The organism is Planobispora longispora, assembly GCF_016863135.1.
Taxonomy (GTDB): domain Bacteria; phylum Actinomycetota; class Actinomycetes; order Streptosporangiales; family Streptosporangiaceae; genus Planobispora; species Planobispora longispora.
On record NZ_BOOH01000026.1, the window covers coordinates 20,804 to 37,981 of the forward strand.

Sequence of the window (17,178 nt, forward strand, 5' to 3'; positions counted from 1 at the left end):
GGGGGCCGACTGGCGTCCACGGGGGCTGACTGGCGTTCACCGGGGCCGACCCGAACGCGGTCTTCGCGATGCCGCCCATTGGAGCTGACTTGTCAGCATAATTTCCCAAATGGGATCAACGCGGGAGCGGCTGGTGCCGCCCATGCCGGGCAACGTGCTGTGGGGCTGGCTGGGTCCGCTGCTGGTCGCCGCGTTCGGCGCGGTCCTGCGCTTCGCCGACCTCGGCCGCCCGCACGCGGTCATGTTCGACGAGACCTACTACGCCAAGGACGCGCTCGCGCTGATCACCTTCGGCGTGGAGCGCAAGGCGTTCGGCAGCGTCGAGGACCCCGTCGCCGACCGCATGCTCATCGCCGGGGACACCCGCATCTGGGAGACGTGCGTCCCGCCGGACAGCGGTGCCTGCCCCCTGTACGTGGCCCACCCTCCGCTGGGCAAGTGGATGATCGGAGCCGGTGAGCAGTTCTTCGGCGCGAACCCGTTCGGCTGGCGCGTCGCGGTGGCGGTGGCCGGGGTGGCCTCGATCCTGATCCTGGCCCGGGTGGCCCGCCGGATGACCCGCTCCACCCTGCTGGGCTGCCTGGCCGGGCTCCTGCTGGCGCTGGACGGCCTGCACTTCGTGCTCTCCCGCACCGCGCTGCTGGACGGCCTGCTGGCCTTCTGGGTGCTGGCCGGGTTCGCCTGCCTGGTGGTCGACCGCGACCACATGCGCTCGAAGCTGGTGGACTGGTACGAATCCTCCCCGCTGAGCGAGCAGGGACCCGGGCTGGGCGCGCGCCCGTGGCGGCTCGCGGCCGGCGCGTGCCTGGGGGCGGCCTGCGCGGTCAAGTGGTCCGGGATCTTCTTCCTGCTCGCCTTCGCCGTCATGTCCCTGGTCTGGGACGCGGGAGCCCGCAGGGCGATCGGGCTGCGGCGGCCGTACACCGGCGCCGTGAACAGGGACGCGACCACCGCGCTGTCCGGCATGGTGCTGGTCCCGGCGGCCGTCTACGTCGCCTCCTGGGCCGGCTGGTTCGCCACTCCGCTGGGCTGGGGGCGCAACTGGGAGCAGGCCGCCTCGCAGGGGCCGTTCTACTTCGTCTTCGACTCGCTGCGGTCGTGGCTGGCCTACCACTTCCAGGTCCTGGACTTCCACAGCGGCCTGTCGACTCCGCACGACTACCAGTCGGAGCCGTGGCAGTGGCCGCTGCTGCTGCGCCCGGTGCCCTTCCACTGGGACACCCCGCCGAGCGGGTGCGGCGCCGCCCGGTGCGCGCAGGAGGTTCTCGGGGTCGGCACGCCGGTCATCTGGTACGGCGCGCTCGCCGCGTTCATCGTCATGATCGCCTGGTACGTCGCCGCCCGTGACTGGCGGGCCGGGGCCGTGCTGTCGGCCTACGCCGCGGGCTGGCTGCCCTGGTTCTACTACGCGTTCGCCGACGACAGGACCATGTACCTGTTCTACATGGCCCCGGCGGTGCCGTTCATGGCCCTGGCGATCGTGCTCGCCGCCGGGCTGCTCGTCGGCCCGGCGGGCGCCCCGCCCAACCGCAGGGCGCTGGGGGCCGCGCTGGCGGGCACCTTCGCGCTGCTCGCGCTCGCCAACTTCGGGTGGCTCCACCCCGTTCTCTCCGGGGAGGTCATCCCTCACGAGGACTGGTGGCGGCGGATGCTGCTGCGGGGGTGGGTGTGACCCGGGAGGCCCGGCGGGACAGGCGCAGCCGGCCCGGCAGGGCGACCCCGTGCCGCAGCGAGATCGCCGCGGCGACGCAGGCCAGCGGGACCGCCGGCAGCACGTAGCGGTAGTCGAACTCGGCGGTCGCCGCCGGGGCCAGCAGGAGGCCGAAGGCGGCCAGCCACGGCAGCAGGACGGGCCCGCCCAGTTTGCGCCAGCGCGCGACCACCCCGGCCAGGCCGACCAGCAGCAGGACGCCCAGCACGATGCCGGGCAGCCGGACGATCTGCTGGTAGCCCTGCATGAAGCCGGCCCACGGGTCGTGCAGGTCGGTGCCGACCACCCGCGGCTTCTCGGCGATCAGCACGCTCGGCAGGCCGGGGTCGTACTCGTGGGCGTCGCGGTCGGTGGTGCTGCTCTTGGGAGAGGACCACGACGGGAGCACCTTGTTGGCGAGGGGGAACTCGTACTGCTGGTAGGTGGCCGCGTCGGGGAAGCGCGGCCGGCCCCAGTGGAAGGCGCGGAAGAAGTCGGTGGCCACGATGGCGAGATAGTCGCCCGGCTGGGACAGGATGGCCCGCTTGGCGAAATCCCCCGCGGTCCGGCTCATCTCCGGGGTGAACGTGGTGCCCGTCCCGAAGGCGTGGAAGCGCTGGCCGTTCCTGGCCCACCACAGGTACTTCTGCCCGAACTGCCGCTGCTCGGGAGGGTCGCTGATGCACAGCAGCGCCAGCTCCAGCTCCTCGCGCGGATTGATCCCCATCTTCTTGCAGTCGGCGAACATCGCGGTGCGCATGTAGAGGATCGCGCCGTCGCTGTTGGTCATCGCGACGTTGCCGTGCGCCGAGGCGAACCAGGCCATGTATCCGGCCACCGGCACCGCGCACACGGTCACCATGGCCGCGACCGGCTTCCACCCCGTCCGCTTGACCAGCAGGTAGACCACGACCAGGGCGAGGATCGGCAGCCCGATCGACCGGGTCAGCGCGGTGATCGCGAGCAGCAGCCCGATCGCCGCGCCCAGCTTCCAGGACAGCGTGCGGTGCCAGAGCACCAGCGTGATGACCCCCACGACCAGCAGCGTGAACATCGTGTCGGACATGATCATGTGTTCGAGCTGGATCTGGTAGGCGTCGAACAGCGCCGGCGCCGCCGCCAGCGCCGCTCCCCAGCCCGGCAGCCCGAACCGCGCGCGCAGCAGCGCGTAGACCAGCCCGCCCACGGCCAGCCCCATCAGGTGCTGGGTGAAGGCCACCAGGGCGAAGCTGTGGAAGGGGCGCAGCAGGAGCAGCCAGAACGAGTAGCCGTTCGGGCGCAGGGCGCTGGGCCGGTCGGGGTAGACCGCCCCCGAGACGTACTCGTAGGAGTCGTTGAACCACAGCGCCGGGCCGTACCCGAGCATGGTGACCATGCGCAGCAGGAAGGCGGCGGCCAGAACGGCCGCGAACACGCGGTGGCGGTACAGGAACAGCAGCACCCGGGCCTTCCTTCCGGGCGGGGGCATGTCCAGGCGTGGTCGATCCGCGACGGTCACCATGCATTACAGAATGCCAGCCGTTTGGCCGAGACGACGCGGGCATGGCGAGGTAGAGGGCATCATGGTGGGATTGCCTCTGCTGTGACTGAAGGGTTCGAGACGTGGAACTGACCGTGGTCATGCCCTGCCTCAATGAGGCGGAGACCGTGGAGACGTGCGTGCGCAAGGCCCTGGCCTGCATGCGCGAGCACGGGATCGACGGAGAGGTGCTGATCGCCGACAACGGCAGCACCGACGGCTCGCAGCAGCTGGCCCGTGACGCCGGAGCCAGGGTGGTGCACGTCGACGCCAAGGGGTACGGCAACGCCCTCATGGGCGGCATCCGCGCCGCCCGCGGCAAGTTCGTCATCATGGGAGACGCCGACGACTCCTACGACTTCACCGCGCTGCTGCCGTTCGTGGAGCAGCTGCGCGACGGCGCCGACCTGGTGATGGGCAACCGCTTCAAGGGCGGGATCGCCCCGGGCGCGATGCCGCCGCTCCACCGCTACCTCGGCAACCCGGTGCTGTCCTTCATCGGCCGGCTGTTCTTCCCCAGCGCCATCGGCGACTTCCACTGCGGCCTGCGGGGCTTCCGCCGCGACTCCATCCTCCGGCTGGGCCTGCAGACCGGCGGCATGGAGTTCGCCAGCGAGATGGTCGTCCGCTCGACCCTGTCAGGGCTGGACGTGCGCGAGGTGCCCACCACGCTCTCGCCCGACGGCCGCTCCCGCCCGCCGCACCTGCGCTCCTGGCGCGACGGCTGGCGCCACCTGCGCTTCCTGATGCTGTACAGCCCGCGCTGGCTGTTCTTCATCCCCGGCCTGGTCATGATGACCCTCGGCCTGGTCGCGGGCACCGCGCTGACCTTCGGCCCGGTCTACATCGGCAAGCTCGGCTTCGACGTCGACACCCTGGTCGGCGCGTCGGCGATGCTGGTGATCGGTTTCCAGGCGGTGCTGTTCGCCCTGTTCACGAAGGTGTACGCCGCGGAGGAGGGCTTCCTGCCCGAGGACCGGCGGGTGCGCAAGCTCGTGGACATCGTCTCGCTGGAGAAGGGCCTGATCGCCGGCGGCCTGCTGGCCCTGGCCGGTCTCGGCGGCCTGGTCGCCTCGCTGGTCCACTGGCAGACCCGCAGCTTCGGCCCGCTGATCCCGTCGGAGTCGCTGCGCCTCGTCGTGCCCTCGGCCACGGCGCTGATCATGAGCTTCCAGACCATCTTCGCCTCGCTGTTCATCAGCATCCTGGGCATCCGCCGCACCCGCGAGACGCCCATCGACGTGGCCGCCTCGGCCGCGGAGGAGGCCGCCGAGGCCGTCACCCGGGAGCGGCGCGAGAGCAGCACCGCCTGACCCGGAATCCGGGCGTGTCACGGGTAGGCACAAGATTCACAGGCGACCGGCACTAGGCTTGGAGCCATGTCCCAGCACATCCTGACCGCGGTCGCCTGGCCCTACGCCAACGGCCCCCGCCACATCGGGCACGTCTCCGGATTCGGCGTGCCGTCCGACGTCTTCAGCCGTTACCAGCGGATGGCGGGCAACAAGGTCCTGATGGTCTCCGGGACCGACGAGCACGGCACGCCCATCCAGGTGCAGGCCGACAAGGAGGGCCTGGGCGTCCGCGAGGTCGCCGACCGCTACAACCGGGTGATCGCCGAAGACCTCACGGCCCTGGGGCTCTCCTACGACCTGTTCACCCGGACCACGACCGCCAACCACTACGCCGTGGCGCAGGAGATCTTCAAGGGCCTGCACGCCAACGGCTACGTCTTCCCCAAGACCACGATGGGCGCGATCTCGCCGTCCACCGGCCGCACCCTGCCCGACCGCTACATCGAGGGCACCTGCCCGATCTGCTCCTACGACGGGGCGCGCGGCGACCAGTGCGACAACTGCGGCAACCAGCTCGACCCGATCGAGCTGATCAACCCGGTCAGCCGGATCAACGGCGAGACGCCGATCTTCGTGGAGACCGAGCACTTCATGCTCGACCTGCCCGCCTTCGCCGAGGTGCTCGGCGGCTGGCTGCAGTCCAAGCAGGGCGAGTGGCGGCCCAACGTGCTGAAGTTCTCCCTCAACCTGCTCGGCGACCTGCACCCGCGGGCGATCACCCGTGACCTCGACTGGGGCGTGCCGATCCCGCTGGAGGGCTGGAGCGACCAGGCCAACAAGCGGCTGTACGTCTGGTTCGACGCGGTCATCGGCTACCTCAGCGCCTCCATCGAGTGGGCCCGCCGCTCCGGCGACCCGGACGCCTGGCGCCAGTGGTGGCAGAACCCCGAGGCCCGCGGCTACTACTTCATGGGCAAGGACAACATCGTCTTCCACTCGGAGATCTGGCCCGCGCTGCTGCTCGGCTACAACGGCCAGGGCGCCAGGGGCGGCACGCCGGGCTCGCTCGGCGCGCTGAACCTCCCCTCCGAGGTGGTCTCCAGCGAGTTCCTGACCATGGAGGGGCGCAAGTTCTCCTCCTCCCGCCAGGTCGTCATCTACGTGCGCGACTTCCTGGAGCGCTACGACGCCGACGCGCTGCGCTACTACATCGCGGTGGCCGGGCCGGAGAACCAGGACACCGACTTCACCTGGTCGGAGTTCCTCAACCGGAACAACGGCGAGCTGGTGGCCGCCTGGGGCAACCTGGTCAACCGCTCGATCTCGATGGCCGCCAAGAACTTCGGGGCCGTCCCCGAGGCGGGCGAGCTGACCGACGCCGACCGGGCGCTGCTGGAGCGCTCGCGCGCGGCCTTCGCCCCCGTCGGCGCGGAGCTGGCCCGCTCCCGGTTCAAGAACGCGGTGACCGAGGCGTTCGACGTCGTCCGCGACGCCAACCGCTACCTCGCCGAGCAGGAGCCCTGGAAGATCAAGGACGACCCCGCGCGGGTCGGATCCATCCTGCACGTCGCCCTGCAGGTGGTCGACGACGCCAAGACCCTGCTGACCCCGTTCCTGCCCAACTCCTCCAACAAGATCTACTCGATGCTCGGCGGCACCGGCGTCTGGTCGGGCATGCCCGAGCTGCAGGAGGTCGCCGAGGAGGGCGGGGAGGGCGGCCGGAGCTACCCGGTCATCAGCGGCTCCTACGAGGGGGCGGCCCGCTGGGAGTCCGTCCCGATCCGGCCGGGCACCCCGCTCGCCCCGCCGACCCCGCTGTTCCGCAAGCTCGACCCCAAGATCGTCGACGAGGAGCTCGCCCGCCTGGGCGAGTAGCCCGCCGGAGCCGTACGGCCGTCCGGACCACCCCGGTCCGGGCGGCCGCGCCGTGCGGCGGCGGGCTCTCACCCTCCCCGGAGGGGCGCTCTCAGGACGCCCGCCGGTCGTCTGGCGGTAAGTTTGGCGATGTGACCAGCATGCCGGCCGCGCCGGAGCCGTTGACCGGCGATGTCTTCGACAGCCACTGCCACCTCGACATCATGGTGGGCAACCGCCAGGCGTCCTCGGGCGACCCCGTGGCGCAGGCCGCGCAGGCGGCCGAGGCGAGCGTGGAGCGGATCCTCGAGGAGGCCCGGGCCGTCGGGGTGACCCGGCTGGTCACGATCGGCTACGACCTGGGCTCCTCGCGGTGGAACACCGATGTCGCCCGCATCCACCCGGACGTCTACGCCGGGGTGGCGATCCACCCCAACGAGGCGCACGCCGCCACCCCCGAGGTCCTGGCGGAGATCGAGGAGATGGCGGGCGAGCCCCAGGTCAGGGCGGTGGGGGAGACCGGGCTCGACTACTACCGCGACTGGGCGTCCCGGGACGACCAGCACGCCAGCTTCCGGGCGCACATCGAGATCGCCAAACGGACCGGCAAGGCCCTGGTCATCCACGACCGGGACGCCCACGACGACGTGCTGCGCGTGCTCGCCGACCAGGGAGCCCCGGACGTCGTGGTCTTCCACAGCTTCTCCGGCGACGCCGAGCTGGCCAGGAAGTGCGCCGACGCCGGTTACTTCATGTCCTTCTCCGGCCCGGTCACCTACAAGAACGCCGGCTATCTCCGTGAGGCGGCCGAGACGGCCCCCAAGGAGCTGATCCTCGTCGAGACCGACGCGCCCTACCTGCCCCCCGTCCCGCACCGGGGCAAGCCGAACGCGCCCTACCTCATCCCGCTGGTCCTGCGCTGCCTGGCGGAGGTCAAGGGCATGGACCCCGGCGAGCTGGCCGCGGCGATCCGCGCCAACGGGGAGACCGTCTTCGGCGCCTGGTGACCGCCTGGCGACCGCCTGGTGACCGTCCGCCGACCGGCGGCGCTCACCCCGTGGCCGCGCCGAAGTCGATCGAGACGCCGCCGTCGAGGGCCGGGATGTCCCCCGAGCCCGGGGTGAGCGGGGTGACCGCGCCGTCGTTGCGGCCCAGCAGCGCCACGCTTCCCGAGCTTCCGCGGTCCGGGACCCCGACCACCAGCTTGTTCCCGCTGGCGGCCACCGACCAGCCGAAACGCTCGTCGGGGCCGGCCCCGCCCACCAGCCGCTCCTGGTCCGGGGACCCCACCGGGAACAGGCTCACGCCGCCGCGGCGGTCGGGCCCGTCGAACGGGGCGCCCACCGCCAGCCGCAGCCCCTCGCCCCCGGAGAACGCCAGCGAGAAACCGTACCCCTCGCCCGAGGCCGGCTCCTTCTGGGTGAACGTCGCCACCGGGGCGATCTCCTCGGCCTCGGTCGCCCTGAAGAGCTGGACCAGCCCGGAGTCCTTCACCGAGCCGCTGTCGCCGAGGGGGGCGCCCACCGCCAGGTAGCCCGTGCCCCCCTCCTCGCCGTAGGCCAGGGCGTAGCCGAACCGGTCGCCGGCCTCGGCCTTCGCGACCTCGCGCAGGTCCCACTTCTTGCTGACCTGCTCCCCCCGGTTCTTCCGCACGTCGAACAGGATCCCGATCGACCCCGAGTCGAGGTTCCCCTCGTCGACCTGCACACCCGTCCCGTCGTCGTTCTCGTACGGCAGGCCGACGGCGAGATCGATCTCGTCGGCGTCCCCGCCCAGCCCGCCCAGCTCCACCGCCCAGCCGAACATGTCGCCGACCTCGCCGTTGCCGGTGACCCCCTCGGTGTTCTGGGAGATCCGCCGGGCGTCGCCGAGGCCGCGGGCCTCGAACAGGTGGACCGCGCCGGAGTCGTTGACCCCGTCGGCGTTCTCGTGCGGCGCCCCCACCGCGACCAGGGGGCCGCGCGCGGCCAGGGACCAGCCGAAGTGGGCGTCGGCCTCCGGTTCCCGGGCGGTCAGGCGGGTGATCCTGCGTTCCGCTCCGCCGTACACCGCGTAGACCGCGCCGGCGTCCTCGGCGCCGGACACGTCCGCGTACGGCGCGCCGACCAGCAGGTCGGCGCAGCGGTCCTCGTCGAGGTGGGTCAGCTTCACCGACCACCCGAAGCCGTCACCCGCCGCGGGCTCGGAAGCCGTCACGGCGATCCCGCTCCCGCCCCGGCCGGACAGCACGTGCACCGCCCCCGCGCCTTCGGTGTCCGCCGCGTCCGCGAGCGGGTCGCCGGTCACGGCGTCGTCCGTCCCGTCGCCGTCGAAGTCGTTCGCGCCCGCCGCGGCGCAGGGGTCGGGAGATGCGGCGGTCACGGGGACGGCCGCGGAGGCGGGGGGCAGCAGGGGCAGCGCCGCCGCGAGGAGGAGGGAGAACAGGGTCTTCACGACAGCTTCACCTCGATCTTCTTGCCGCCCTCGATCACCTGGACGGTGAGCTTGGCCGGGTTGCGGGCCGGGGGAAGGTCGTAGACGAGCTCGCCGTCCACCTTGGCCCCGGGGATCAGGGCGCTGGGCAGTTCGGAGGTGAGCGGCGCGGGAGTGTGGGCGGTGCCCCGGTCGTCGATCAGGACGGGCGGGGTGCGGCCGATCGGGACCAGCTCGCCGCCGGTGTTGATCAGGGTCCAGTCGATCACGCAGAACCGGCCGCGCTCCGGGGTCGCGCCCTGGTAGGAGGTCAGGCCGCAGGTCGGGGGCCGGGGGATGACCAGTTGCGGGTCCGTGAGCGGAGAGCCGAGCGGGATGCGGCGGCCGACGTCGGTGACGGCGGTGGCGCCCGGCGCGGGCGTCCGGCCGCCGGGCGTGCCGGTCCCGGCGGTCCCGCCGACGGCGTTGATCAGAACGACCGCGGTCACCGCCAGCGCGGCCACCGCGGCCAGCCCGGCGATCATCCAGCGTCGCCGGCTCCGGGCCGGGACGGGCTCGCCCGGGCCGGGGAAGGGCGGTCCGGGCGGGGCTCCCGGGGCGGGCGGGATCGTGGGCCGGCCCCCCGGGGCGGGCGGGATCGTGGGCCGGCCCCCCGGGGCGGGCGGGATCGTGGACCGGTCACCCGGGACGCCCACCGGTTCCGGGGACGGCCGGGGCGGGGATCCCGGCCGCGGGGGGGCGCCCGGCGGGAAGGCCCCGGAGACGGAGAACGTTCCAGGCGCGGGGGTCCCGCGTGCCGGGGTCTCGCGCGGAGGGGCCCCGTGCGCGGAGGTCTCCCGCGTGGAGGTCTCGCGCGGAGGGGCGCCGTAGGCGGAGGTCTCGCGCGCGGGGGCTCCGCCGGTGGGAGGGGTTTCCCGCGGGGAGAGGCCGGGCTCCGGGGAGGAGGCCGGTTCCGGGGCGGTCGCGGGCGCGGGACGGGAGGCTCCCGTCCGCGGGGGAACGGTGGACGCCGCCCCCGGCGGGACGGAGGACGGCCCGGTCGTCCAGGGGTACGGGGGCGGGGTGGTCTCGGTGCCGAGCGAGCCGATGGCGCCGAGCGTCTGGGTGGAGTCGGCCTCGATGTTGGGCGGGGGCTCCCACGACCCGCTGATCAGGTCGGTGGCGACCAGCGTGGGCGCGGGCCGTTCGACCGCCGGGCTCGGCGACGGGGCCGCGATCCCGCCGCCGACCAGGGCGATCAGCAGGTCCTGGGCGGTGGGGCGCTGGTAGGGGTCCATCGTGGTGGCCCGGCGGGCCAGGTCGTTCAGCGGGGCCGGGAGCGCGCCGAGGTCGGGCGGGCTGTTGAGCAGCCGGGTGGCCATGGTGAGGATGTCGCCCCGGCCGTAGGGGTGGCGGCCGTTGCCCGCGTAGGCGACCATGCAGCCCCAGGCGAACACGTCGGCCGCCGGGGTGATCTCCTGGCCGCGCACCTGCTCGGGGGCCCACCAGCCGGGGCTGCCGAGCACCTCGCCCGACTTGGTGAACCCGGAGGTGGCGTCCAGCGCGCGGGCGATGCCGAAGTCGATCACGCGGGGGCCCGACATGGACAGGATCACGTTGGCGGGCTTGAGGTCGCGGTGGACCAGCCCGGCCACGTGGATGGCGGCCAGCGCGGCGGCCACCCCGAGGGCGACGCCGTGCAGCGGCCCGGGTTCGAGCGCGCCGTGCTCGGTGATCTGCCGGGACAGCGGGGTCCCCGCGATGTACTCGGTCACCATGTACGGCCGGCCGTCGTCGGCGTTGCCGTTGTCGAGCACCTGGGCGGTGCAGAAGGAGGCCACCCGCCGGGCGTTGTCCACCTCGGCGTGGAAGCGCGCGGCGAACCCCTCCTCGATCGCGAACTCCGCCTTGACGACCTTGACCGCGACCGGACGCCCGGTCGGGGCCAGCGCGAGGTAGACGGTGCCCATGCCGCCCTCGCCGAGCCGGCCGAGCAGGCGGTACGGGCCGATCTGCTCGGGGTCGCCGGCGCGCAGTCCCCCGACACCGGGCTGGTTCACGTAGTGCTCACGGGGGAGCTCCCCTTCTCCTGTGGCCATCCCCCGTGGGGTAACCGTATCCACAACGGGACCTCTCGTCTTCATCATGCGTCGCCGCATCGTGTTCGATGCGCGAAACTTGTTGGATGTCGTGGGGAGTCGGGAAGAGAACGGGCGGGGAACCAGCATGAGCCTTCTCGGGCCCGTAGAAATACGTAATTTGGCGGAGAAGCTGGACATTCGGCCGACGAAGAAGCTCGGCCAGAACTTCGTGATCGACGGCGGCACGGTCCGCCGGATCGTCCGGACCGCCGGGCTCGACCCCGACGACGTGGTCATCGAGGTCGGCCCCGGACTGGGCTCGCTCACCCTGGCGCTGCTCCCCGAGGTCCGCGCGGTGGTGGCGGTGGAGATCGACCCGGTCCTGGCCGGGCAGCTCCCCCTGACCGTCGCCGAGCGCGCCCCCGAGCTGGCCGGGCGGCTCACCGTGGTGCTCGCCGACGCCATGCGCGTCCGGCCGGAGGAGCTGCCCGAGGAGAAGCCGACCGCGCTGGTCGCCAACCTGCCCTACAACGTCTCGGTGCCGGTCGTGCTGCACCTGCTGGAGACCCTGCCCTCGCTCCGGAACGTCCTGGTCATGGTCCAGTCGGAGGTCGCCGACCGGCTGGCCGCCGTACCGGGCTCGAAGATCTACGGCATCCCCTCGGTCAAGGCGGCCTGGTACGCCGACGTCCGCCGCGCCGGCCCCGTCGGCCGCACGGTCTTCTGGCCGGTGCCCAACGTGGACTCCGGCCTCGTCGCGATGACCCGCCGCGAGCCTCCGGCCACCGGGGCCGCCCGCGAGGAGGTCTTCGAGGTCGTGGACGCCGCTTTCGCCCAGCGCCGCAAGACCCTGCGCGCCGCCCTGGCCTCCTGGGCCGGTACGGCCGCCGCCGCCGAGCGGGCCCTGCGCGGGGCCGGGATCGACCCCTCGGCGCGCGGCGAGCAGCTCACGGTCGAGGATTTCGCCCGGATCGCCGAGAACCGCCCGTAGTGAGGACGAGCCGCCCATGGCGTGATTTGTCGATCTGTTGGCATTGGTGTCGGAGCGGTCCCGTTACGATCGGAGACCGTGACTAGCGAGCGTGCCGAGGGGGACGCATGAACTCCGTGACCGTCCGCGTTCCCGCCAAGGTCAACCTGCAGCTGGCGGTGGGCCCGCTCCGCGATGACGGCTACCACGACCTGGTGAACGTCTTCCACGCCGTCTCGATCTTCGATGAGGTGACGGCCAGCGCGGAGACCGGGATGAGCGTCCGGGTCGAGGGCGAGTCCGCCGACCAGGTGCCGGAGGACGGCGACAACCTCGCCATCCAGGCCGCCGTCGCGCTGGCCCGGCACGCCGGCCGCTCCTACGGCGTGAGCCTGGCCATCCGCAAGGCGATCCCGGTGGCGGGCGGCATGGCGGGCGGCAGCGCCGACGCGGCCGCGGCCCTGGTCGCCTGCAACGAGCTGTGGGGTCTCGGCCTGCCGCTGGAGGACCTCATGGAGATCGCCTCCGACCTCGGCAGCGACGTCCCGTTCGCGCTGCTGGGCGGGACCGCCGTGGGCACCGGCCGGGGCGAGCGGCTGGCCCCCCTGGAGGTCGGCGGAACGTTCCACTGGGTCTTCGCCCTGGCCGACGGCGGCCTGTCCACCGCGAAGGTGTACGGCGAGTGCGACCGCATCCGCGAGCGGGGCGGAGAGCGGATCGGGCACCCCCGGGCCGCCGAGCCGCTGCTGGCCGCGCTCCGCGCCGGCGACGCGAAGGCGCTCGGCGCCGAGCTCACCAACGACCTGCAGCCCGCCGCCCTGTCCCTGCGCGGCTCCCTGGCCCGCACCCTCCAGGCCGGCGGCGAGCACGGGGCCCTGGGCGCCGTCGTCTCCGGCTCCGGCCCGACCTGCGCCTTCCTGGCGGAGTCCGCGGCCCACGCCGAGACGCTGGCCGCCGCCCTGAAGACCGAGAACGTCGCCCGCGACGTCCTGACCGCCCACGGCCCCGTCCCCGGGCCCACGGTCGTCCACGAGTCCCCGAAGCCCCGGTGAGACCCCGTTCCTCCGGGAGCTCGCGAAGGCGCGGTGACGTCCGGGCGGACCGGTCGCCGCGCCCGCGTGGGGACGGTTCCGCACCGGATACCCTTGTCGCACGATGAATCTGGTCAACCTTGAGTCCGTCTCCCACTCCTACGGTCCCAAGCCGCTGCTGAAGGACGTCTCCCTCGGCATCGAGGCGGGCGACCGGATCGGCGTGGTGGGCCGCAACGGCGGCGGTAAGACGACGCTGATCTCGGTGATCGCCGGGAACCTCAAGCCCGACTCCGGGCGCGTCACGCACAACCGGGGCCTGCACGTCGGCGTGCTGTCCCAGGGCGACGACCTGGACCCGGCGCGCGCGGTGGGGGACATCGTCCTCGACGACAGGCCCGAGCACGAGTGGGCCGGTGACGCGGGCGTCCGCGAGATCCTCGCCAACCTGCTCGGCGACATCGACCTGTCGTCCCCGGCCGGGAGCCTGTCGGGCGGCGAGCGCCGCCGCACGGCCCTGGCCCGGCTGCTCATCGGCGAGCACGACCTGATCATCCTCGACGAGCCCACCAACCACCTCGACATCGAGGCCATCGACTGGCTGGCCAGGCACCTGTCGGCGCGCAAGAGCGCGCTGCTGGTCGTCACCCACGACCGGTGGTTCCTGGACGCCGTCTCCACCCGCACCTGGGAGGTCGTCGACGGCGCGGTCGAGCGCTACGAGGGCGGTTACGCCGCCTACGTGCTGGCCAAGGCCGAGCGCGCCCGGATCGCCGCGGCCTCCGAGGCCCGCCGCCAGAACCTGATGCGCAAGGAGATCGCCTGGCTCCGGCGCGGCCCGCCCGCCCGCACCTCCAAGCCCAAGTTCCGCATCGAGGCCGCCCAGGCCCTGATCGCCGACGAGCCGCCGGCCCGCGAGAGCGTCGAGCTGGTCAAGTTCGCCGCCGCCCGGCTGGGCCGCACGGTCTACGACCTGGAGGACGTGACCCTGCACGCCGGCGGCCCCGGCCGGGGCCCGCAGGTCCTGGACCACTGCACCTGGCAGTTCGGCCCCGGTGACCGGATCGGCCTGATCGGCGTGAACGGCTCGGGCAAGTCCTCGGTGCTGCGCCTGCTGGCCGGAACCGTCCGGCCCGACTCGGGCAGGCTCGTGCAGGGCAAGACGGTCCGCCTGGCGCACCTGTCGCAGGAGCTGGCCGAGCTCGACCCCGCCCGCCGGGTGCTGGAGACGGTCGAGGAGATCCGCAAGTTCATCCAGGTCGGCAAGAAAGAGTGGACCGCCTCCCAGCTGCTGGAGCGCCTCGGCTTCAAGGGCGAGGCGCAGTGGAAGGTCGTCGGCGACCTGTCGGGCGGCGAGCGCCGCCGCCTGCAGCTGCTCCGGCTGCTCATGGACGACCCGAACGTGCTGCTGCTCGACGAGCCGACCAACGACCTCGACATCGAGACGCTGAACGAGCTGGAGGACCTGCTCGACGGCTGGCCGGGCACGCTGATCGTGGTCAGCCACGACCGCTACTTCCTGGAGCGGGTGGCCGACCGCTGCGTGGCGCTGCTGGGCGACGGCAGGTTGTCGATGCTCCCCGGCGGGGTGGACGAATACCTGCAGCGGCGCGCGTCCGGCGGGGCGTTGTCGGCCCGGGCGGCGACGGGCTCCTCGGGCTCTGCGACCTCCGTGGCCTCCGTGACCGCCACGGGCTCCGGCCCGGCTGCGGCCGCCGGGGCCGGGCTCTCGGCCAAGGAGGAGCGCGAACTCCGCAAGGAGCTCTCCCGCCTGGAGCGTCAGCTCGACAAGCTGGGCGACCGGGAGACCAGGCTCCACGCCTCCATGGCCGACGCCGCCGCCGACTACGGCCGCCTGGCCGAGCTGGACGCCGACCTCAAGGCCGTGCAGGCGGAGAAGGAGTCCATCGAGGCCGAGTGGCTGGAGGTCGCCGACCGTCTCGGCGAGTGACGTCCCGCCGTACGGCGGCGCCGAGCCCCGCCGTACGGCGGCGGCCCCGACGGTCTCTACGGCGACGGCCCCGACGGTCTGAAGGCCGTCGGGGCCGTCGGGGCCGTCGGGGCCGTCGGGGATCCGCCGGACGGTCCCGGTCCGGGGAGAAACCCCTTCGATTTCCACAATCCGGAGGATTGCGCCCACCAATTGTCTCTGTTAGATATATCTGACAGAGACAAGGAGGTGCCGATGGCACGGCGGAGCCAGACGGAGACGGCGGTCCTGGGGGGCCTGAGCATGCATCCGATGACGGCCTACGCGCTGCGGGAGGCGATCCGGGACGTGCTCGGGCACTTCTGGAGCGAGAGCTTCGGGCAGATCTATCCGACGCTCAACGCCCTCGAACAGCAGGGCCATGTGGAGCGCCGGGAGGGTCCGCGCGCCGGTTCGTCGACCTTCGTCATCACCGACTCCGGCACCGCGCGCCTGCACGAGCTGCTGAGCGAGCCGATCACGGCGGCGCCGCCGCGGAACGGCCTCCTGCTGCGCCTGTTCTTCGGCCGGACCCTGGGCGCGCGGAAGTGCCGGGAGCTGCTGCTGGAGGCGAAGGCGGACGCCGTGCGGAGCCTGGCCGAATACGACGACCTGGCCCGCGCGCTCTCCGAGGAGGAGAAGGGCTCCCCGGACCTGCCCTACATCCTGACGACCATCTCGGCCGGCAGGCACAGCGCCGAAGGCGTCGTCGCCTGGGTCGACGAAGCCCTCGCCCTGCTTGAGGACGCTCCCGTGAACGACGCTCCCGTGAACGACGCTCCCGTGAACGACGCCTCCACGAACGGAGAATCACGATGACCGCACCGGCCGATCTCGGGGACGTCGCGTCGCGGCGCCGCCCGGTCTCGCGGCTCCGCGCCCGGATCAACTTCGCGATCTTCTCGGCCGTCGCCGCCGGCGGCGGCTGGCTCTTCGCGGCCATGGACCGGGCCGCCGGGGAGACCGTCGGCACCGGGAGCGTGGGCTCCACGAGCGGCGGTACGAACGGGCAGGAGCTGTGGATCGCCGTCCCGGCGCTGACCGCCCTCGTCCTCTACTTCCTCAGCCGGGACGGCGCCGGGCCTGTGGGGCTCACGCCGCGGTTCGCGGGCCGGGCCCGCTGGTTCGGGTTCGCGACGGCGCTCTCCCCGGTCACGGCCGTCGTCGCGGTGGCGGCGGCGACGGCCGCCGGCGTCGCGACGTTCTCCGTCGCCCCCTCGGCCGGCGCGCCGTCCCTGCCCGTCGCCTTCGCCACCGGGCTCGGTTTCCTGCTGGTCAAGAACCTGCTGGAGGAGTTCATCTTCCGGGGTTACGGCACGCGCACCGCGATGGCCCTCGGCCTGCGCGGCGTCGCCCCGCACCTGCTCGTCGGGCTGGTCTGGGGGTTGTGGCACCTTCCGCTGTACACGGTCTGGATGTCCCAGGAGGACTTCCGCCGGACCACGTCGCTGCCGTGGGCGTGGTACCTGCCGCTCTTCTTCGCGGGCATCATGGCGCTGGCCGTCCTCTACGGCGAGATGCGCGTGCGGACCGGCTCGATCTGGCCCGGCGTGGTGCTCCACACGGTCAACAACGCGCTCGTGAACCCGCTCCTGCTCAACGGCCATCTGAGCTACCGGGGGAACGGCGACGTGCTGTTCGGCGTCGCCCCGAACTCACTCGCCTCGGTCCTCGTCTTCGGCGGGGTGGGGCTCGTCCTCCTGCGCCGCCGGCGCCGGAGCGGCGGCCGACCGGGGGAGTGAGCGCGGGCCGCCGTCCGGGGGAGTGAGCGGGGGTGGGCGACCGTTTCGTTCTTGATCGGGTTTAGGCCCCCGGGACAGGGCAGAGTGGGATCAATGCGCTCCGGTGTCGGTCGCGTCAAAAGGGATGAGTAGCGTGCGCAGCAGGCCCGCGAGGGCCTGCTGTTCGCGCTGTCCGAGGCCGGCCAGCAGCTCGTGCTCGCGGCGGAGCAGGTCGGCGAAGGCGTCGTCCACCCGCTTGAGCCCGGCCTCGGTCAGCGAGACCAGGACGCCGCGCCGGTCCTCGGGGTCGGGGCGGCGCCGTACCAGCCCGGCCGCGGCGAGGCGGTCGATCCGGTTGGTCATCGTGCCGGAGGTGACCAGGGTGGCGCGGAGCAGGGCTCCCGGGCTCAGCTCGTACGGCTTGCCGGCCCGGCGCAGGGCGGTGAGGACGTCGAACTCCCAGCTCTCCAGCCCGTGCTCGGCGAAGGAGGCCCGGCGGGCGCGGTCGAGGTGGCGGGCCAGCCGGGAGACGCGGCTGAGCACCTGGAGCGGCTCCACGTCCAGGTCGGGGCGTTCCTGCCGCCAGGCCGCGACCAGGTGATCGACTTCATCGTGGGCCTGGTCCGGGTCATGCGGGGTCATGACACGCAGTCTATC

The 17,178-nt window shown here is 72.8% G+C and carries 13 protein-coding genes; 9 read left to right on the forward strand and 4 right to left on the reverse strand.

What is annotated here, in order from left to right; all coding sequences use genetic code 11:
• Nucleotides 1-109: 109 nt before the first annotated feature.
• Complete coding sequence (locus tag Plo01_RS17965) at nt 110-1,672, forward strand: dolichyl-phosphate-mannose--protein mannosyltransferase (RefSeq protein WP_203891772.1); 1,563 nt, start codon at nt 110-112, stop codon at nt 1,670-1,672.
• On the opposite strand, the gene Plo01_RS17970 is transcribed toward Plo01_RS17965, so the two are convergent.
• On the reverse strand, nt 1,620-3,191 hold the full coding sequence (locus tag Plo01_RS17970) for a hypothetical protein (protein WP_203891773.1): 1,572 nt from the start codon (nt 3,189-3,191) through the stop codon (nt 1,620-1,622). The genes Plo01_RS17965 and Plo01_RS17970 overlap by 53 nt on opposite strands.
• A gap of 101 nt (nt 3,192-3,292) precedes the next feature.
• Between Plo01_RS17970 and Plo01_RS17975 the strand changes: the two genes are divergently transcribed.
• From Plo01_RS17975 to Plo01_RS17985, 3 genes are all read left to right on the forward strand, one after another.
• Nucleotides 3,293-4,522, forward strand: a complete 1,230-nt coding sequence (locus tag Plo01_RS17975) for a glycosyltransferase (RefSeq protein ID WP_203891774.1) — start codon at nt 3,293-3,295, stop codon at nt 4,520-4,522.
• Between the two features lie 66 nt (nt 4,523-4,588).
• Complete coding sequence (gene metG, locus Plo01_RS17980; RefSeq protein WP_203891775.1) at nt 4,589-6,379, forward strand: methionine--tRNA ligase; 1,791 nt, start codon at nt 4,589-4,591, stop codon at nt 6,377-6,379.
• A 140-nt stretch (nt 6,380-6,519) separates the two neighbouring features.
• Nucleotides 6,520-7,365 carry a TatD family hydrolase gene (locus tag Plo01_RS17985; RefSeq protein ID WP_203891807.1) on the forward strand — a complete coding sequence of 282 codons (846 nt, stop codon included), beginning with the start codon at nt 6,520-6,522 and terminating at the stop codon, nt 7,363-7,365.
• Between the two features lie 43 nt (nt 7,366-7,408).
• Here Plo01_RS17985 and Plo01_RS17990 read toward each other — a convergent pair whose 3' ends face one another.
• Both Plo01_RS17990 and Plo01_RS40340 read right to left on the reverse strand, forming a co-directional pair.
• Nucleotides 7,409-8,791, reverse strand: a complete 1,383-nt coding sequence (locus tag Plo01_RS17990; protein ID WP_203891776.1) for a hypothetical protein — start codon at nt 8,789-8,791, stop codon at nt 7,409-7,411.
• Entirely contained in the window at nt 8,788-10,848 is a 2,061-nt protein-coding gene (locus tag Plo01_RS40340) for a serine/threonine-protein kinase (RefSeq protein WP_239316573.1), read from the reverse strand. Before Plo01_RS40340 ends, Plo01_RS17990 begins: the two co-directional genes overlap by 4 nt.
• Before the next feature lie 127 nt (nt 10,849-10,975).
• Here Plo01_RS40340 and rsmA point away from each other — a divergent pair, with 127 nt between their 5' ends.
• The 5 genes from rsmA (at nt 10,976) to Plo01_RS18020 (ending at nt 16,542) form a co-directional block, all read left to right on the forward strand.
• Nucleotides 10,976-11,821: a 16S rRNA (adenine(1518)-N(6)/adenine(1519)-N(6))-dimethyltransferase RsmA gene (gene rsmA / locus Plo01_RS18000; RefSeq protein ID WP_203891808.1), complete on the forward strand. Its 846-nt coding sequence runs from the start codon at nt 10,976-10,978 to the stop codon at nt 11,819-11,821.
• 107 nt (nt 11,822-11,928) lie between these two features.
• Entirely contained in the window at nt 11,929-12,852 is a 924-nt protein-coding gene (locus tag Plo01_RS18005) for a 4-(cytidine 5'-diphospho)-2-C-methyl-D-erythritol kinase (RefSeq protein ID WP_203891777.1), read from the forward strand.
• Nucleotides 12,853-12,955: 103 nt separating this feature from the next.
• Nucleotides 12,956-14,782: an ABC-F family ATP-binding cassette domain-containing protein gene (locus Plo01_RS18010; protein ID WP_203891778.1), complete on the forward strand. Its 1,827-nt coding sequence runs from the start codon at nt 12,956-12,958 to the stop codon at nt 14,780-14,782.
• A 234-nt stretch (nt 14,783-15,016) separates the two neighbouring features.
• Complete coding sequence (locus tag Plo01_RS18015; RefSeq protein WP_203891779.1) at nt 15,017-15,619, forward strand: PadR family transcriptional regulator; 603 nt, start codon at nt 15,017-15,019, stop codon at nt 15,617-15,619.
• Nucleotides 15,616-16,542 carry a CPBP family intramembrane glutamic endopeptidase gene (locus tag Plo01_RS18020; protein ID WP_203891780.1) on the forward strand — a complete coding sequence of 309 codons (927 nt, stop codon included), beginning with the start codon at nt 15,616-15,618 and terminating at the stop codon, nt 16,540-16,542. Before Plo01_RS18015 ends, Plo01_RS18020 begins: the two co-directional genes overlap by 4 nt.
• A gap of 90 nt (nt 16,543-16,632) precedes the next feature.
• On the opposite strand, the gene Plo01_RS18025 is transcribed toward Plo01_RS18020, so the two are convergent.
• A complete protein-coding gene (locus Plo01_RS18025; RefSeq protein WP_203891781.1) occupies nt 16,633-17,163 on the reverse strand; it encodes a MarR family winged helix-turn-helix transcriptional regulator in 531 nt (176 codons plus the stop codon).
• Between the last annotated feature and the right edge of the window lie 15 nt (nt 17,164-17,178).

Coding starts and splice junctions, on each gene's coding strand:
- rsmA (WP_203891808.1), top strand. CDS start 10,976: ATGAGCCTTCTCGGGCCCGTAGAAATACGTAATTTGGCGGAGAAGCTG.
- Plo01_RS18015 (WP_203891779.1), top strand. CDS start 15,017: ATGGCACGGCGGAGCCAGACGGAGACGGCGGTCCTGGGGGGCCTGAGC.
- Plo01_RS17965 (WP_203891772.1), top strand. CDS start 110: ATGGGATCAACGCGGGAGCGGCTGGTGCCGCCCATGCCGGGCAACGTG.
- Plo01_RS17970 (WP_203891773.1), bottom strand. CDS start 3,191: ATGGTGACCGTCGCGGATCGACCACGCCTGGACATGCCCCCGCCCGGA.
- Plo01_RS18010 (WP_203891778.1), top strand. CDS start 12,956: ATGAATCTGGTCAACCTTGAGTCCGTCTCCCACTCCTACGGTCCCAAG.
- metG (WP_203891775.1), top strand. CDS start 4,589: ATGTCCCAGCACATCCTGACCGCGGTCGCCTGGCCCTACGCCAACGGC.
- Plo01_RS40340 (WP_239316573.1), bottom strand. CDS start 10,848: ATGGCCACAGGAGAAGGGGAGCTCCCCCGTGAGCACTACGTGAACCAG.
- Plo01_RS17985 (WP_203891807.1), top strand. CDS start 6,520: ATGCCGGCCGCGCCGGAGCCGTTGACCGGCGATGTCTTCGACAGCCAC.
- Plo01_RS18005 (WP_203891777.1), top strand. CDS start 11,929: ATGAACTCCGTGACCGTCCGCGTTCCCGCCAAGGTCAACCTGCAGCTG.
- Plo01_RS18020 (WP_203891780.1), top strand. CDS start 15,616: ATGACCGCACCGGCCGATCTCGGGGACGTCGCGTCGCGGCGCCGCCCG.
- Plo01_RS18025 (WP_203891781.1), bottom strand. CDS start 17,163: ATGACCCCGCATGACCCGGACCAGGCCCACGATGAAGTCGATCACCTG.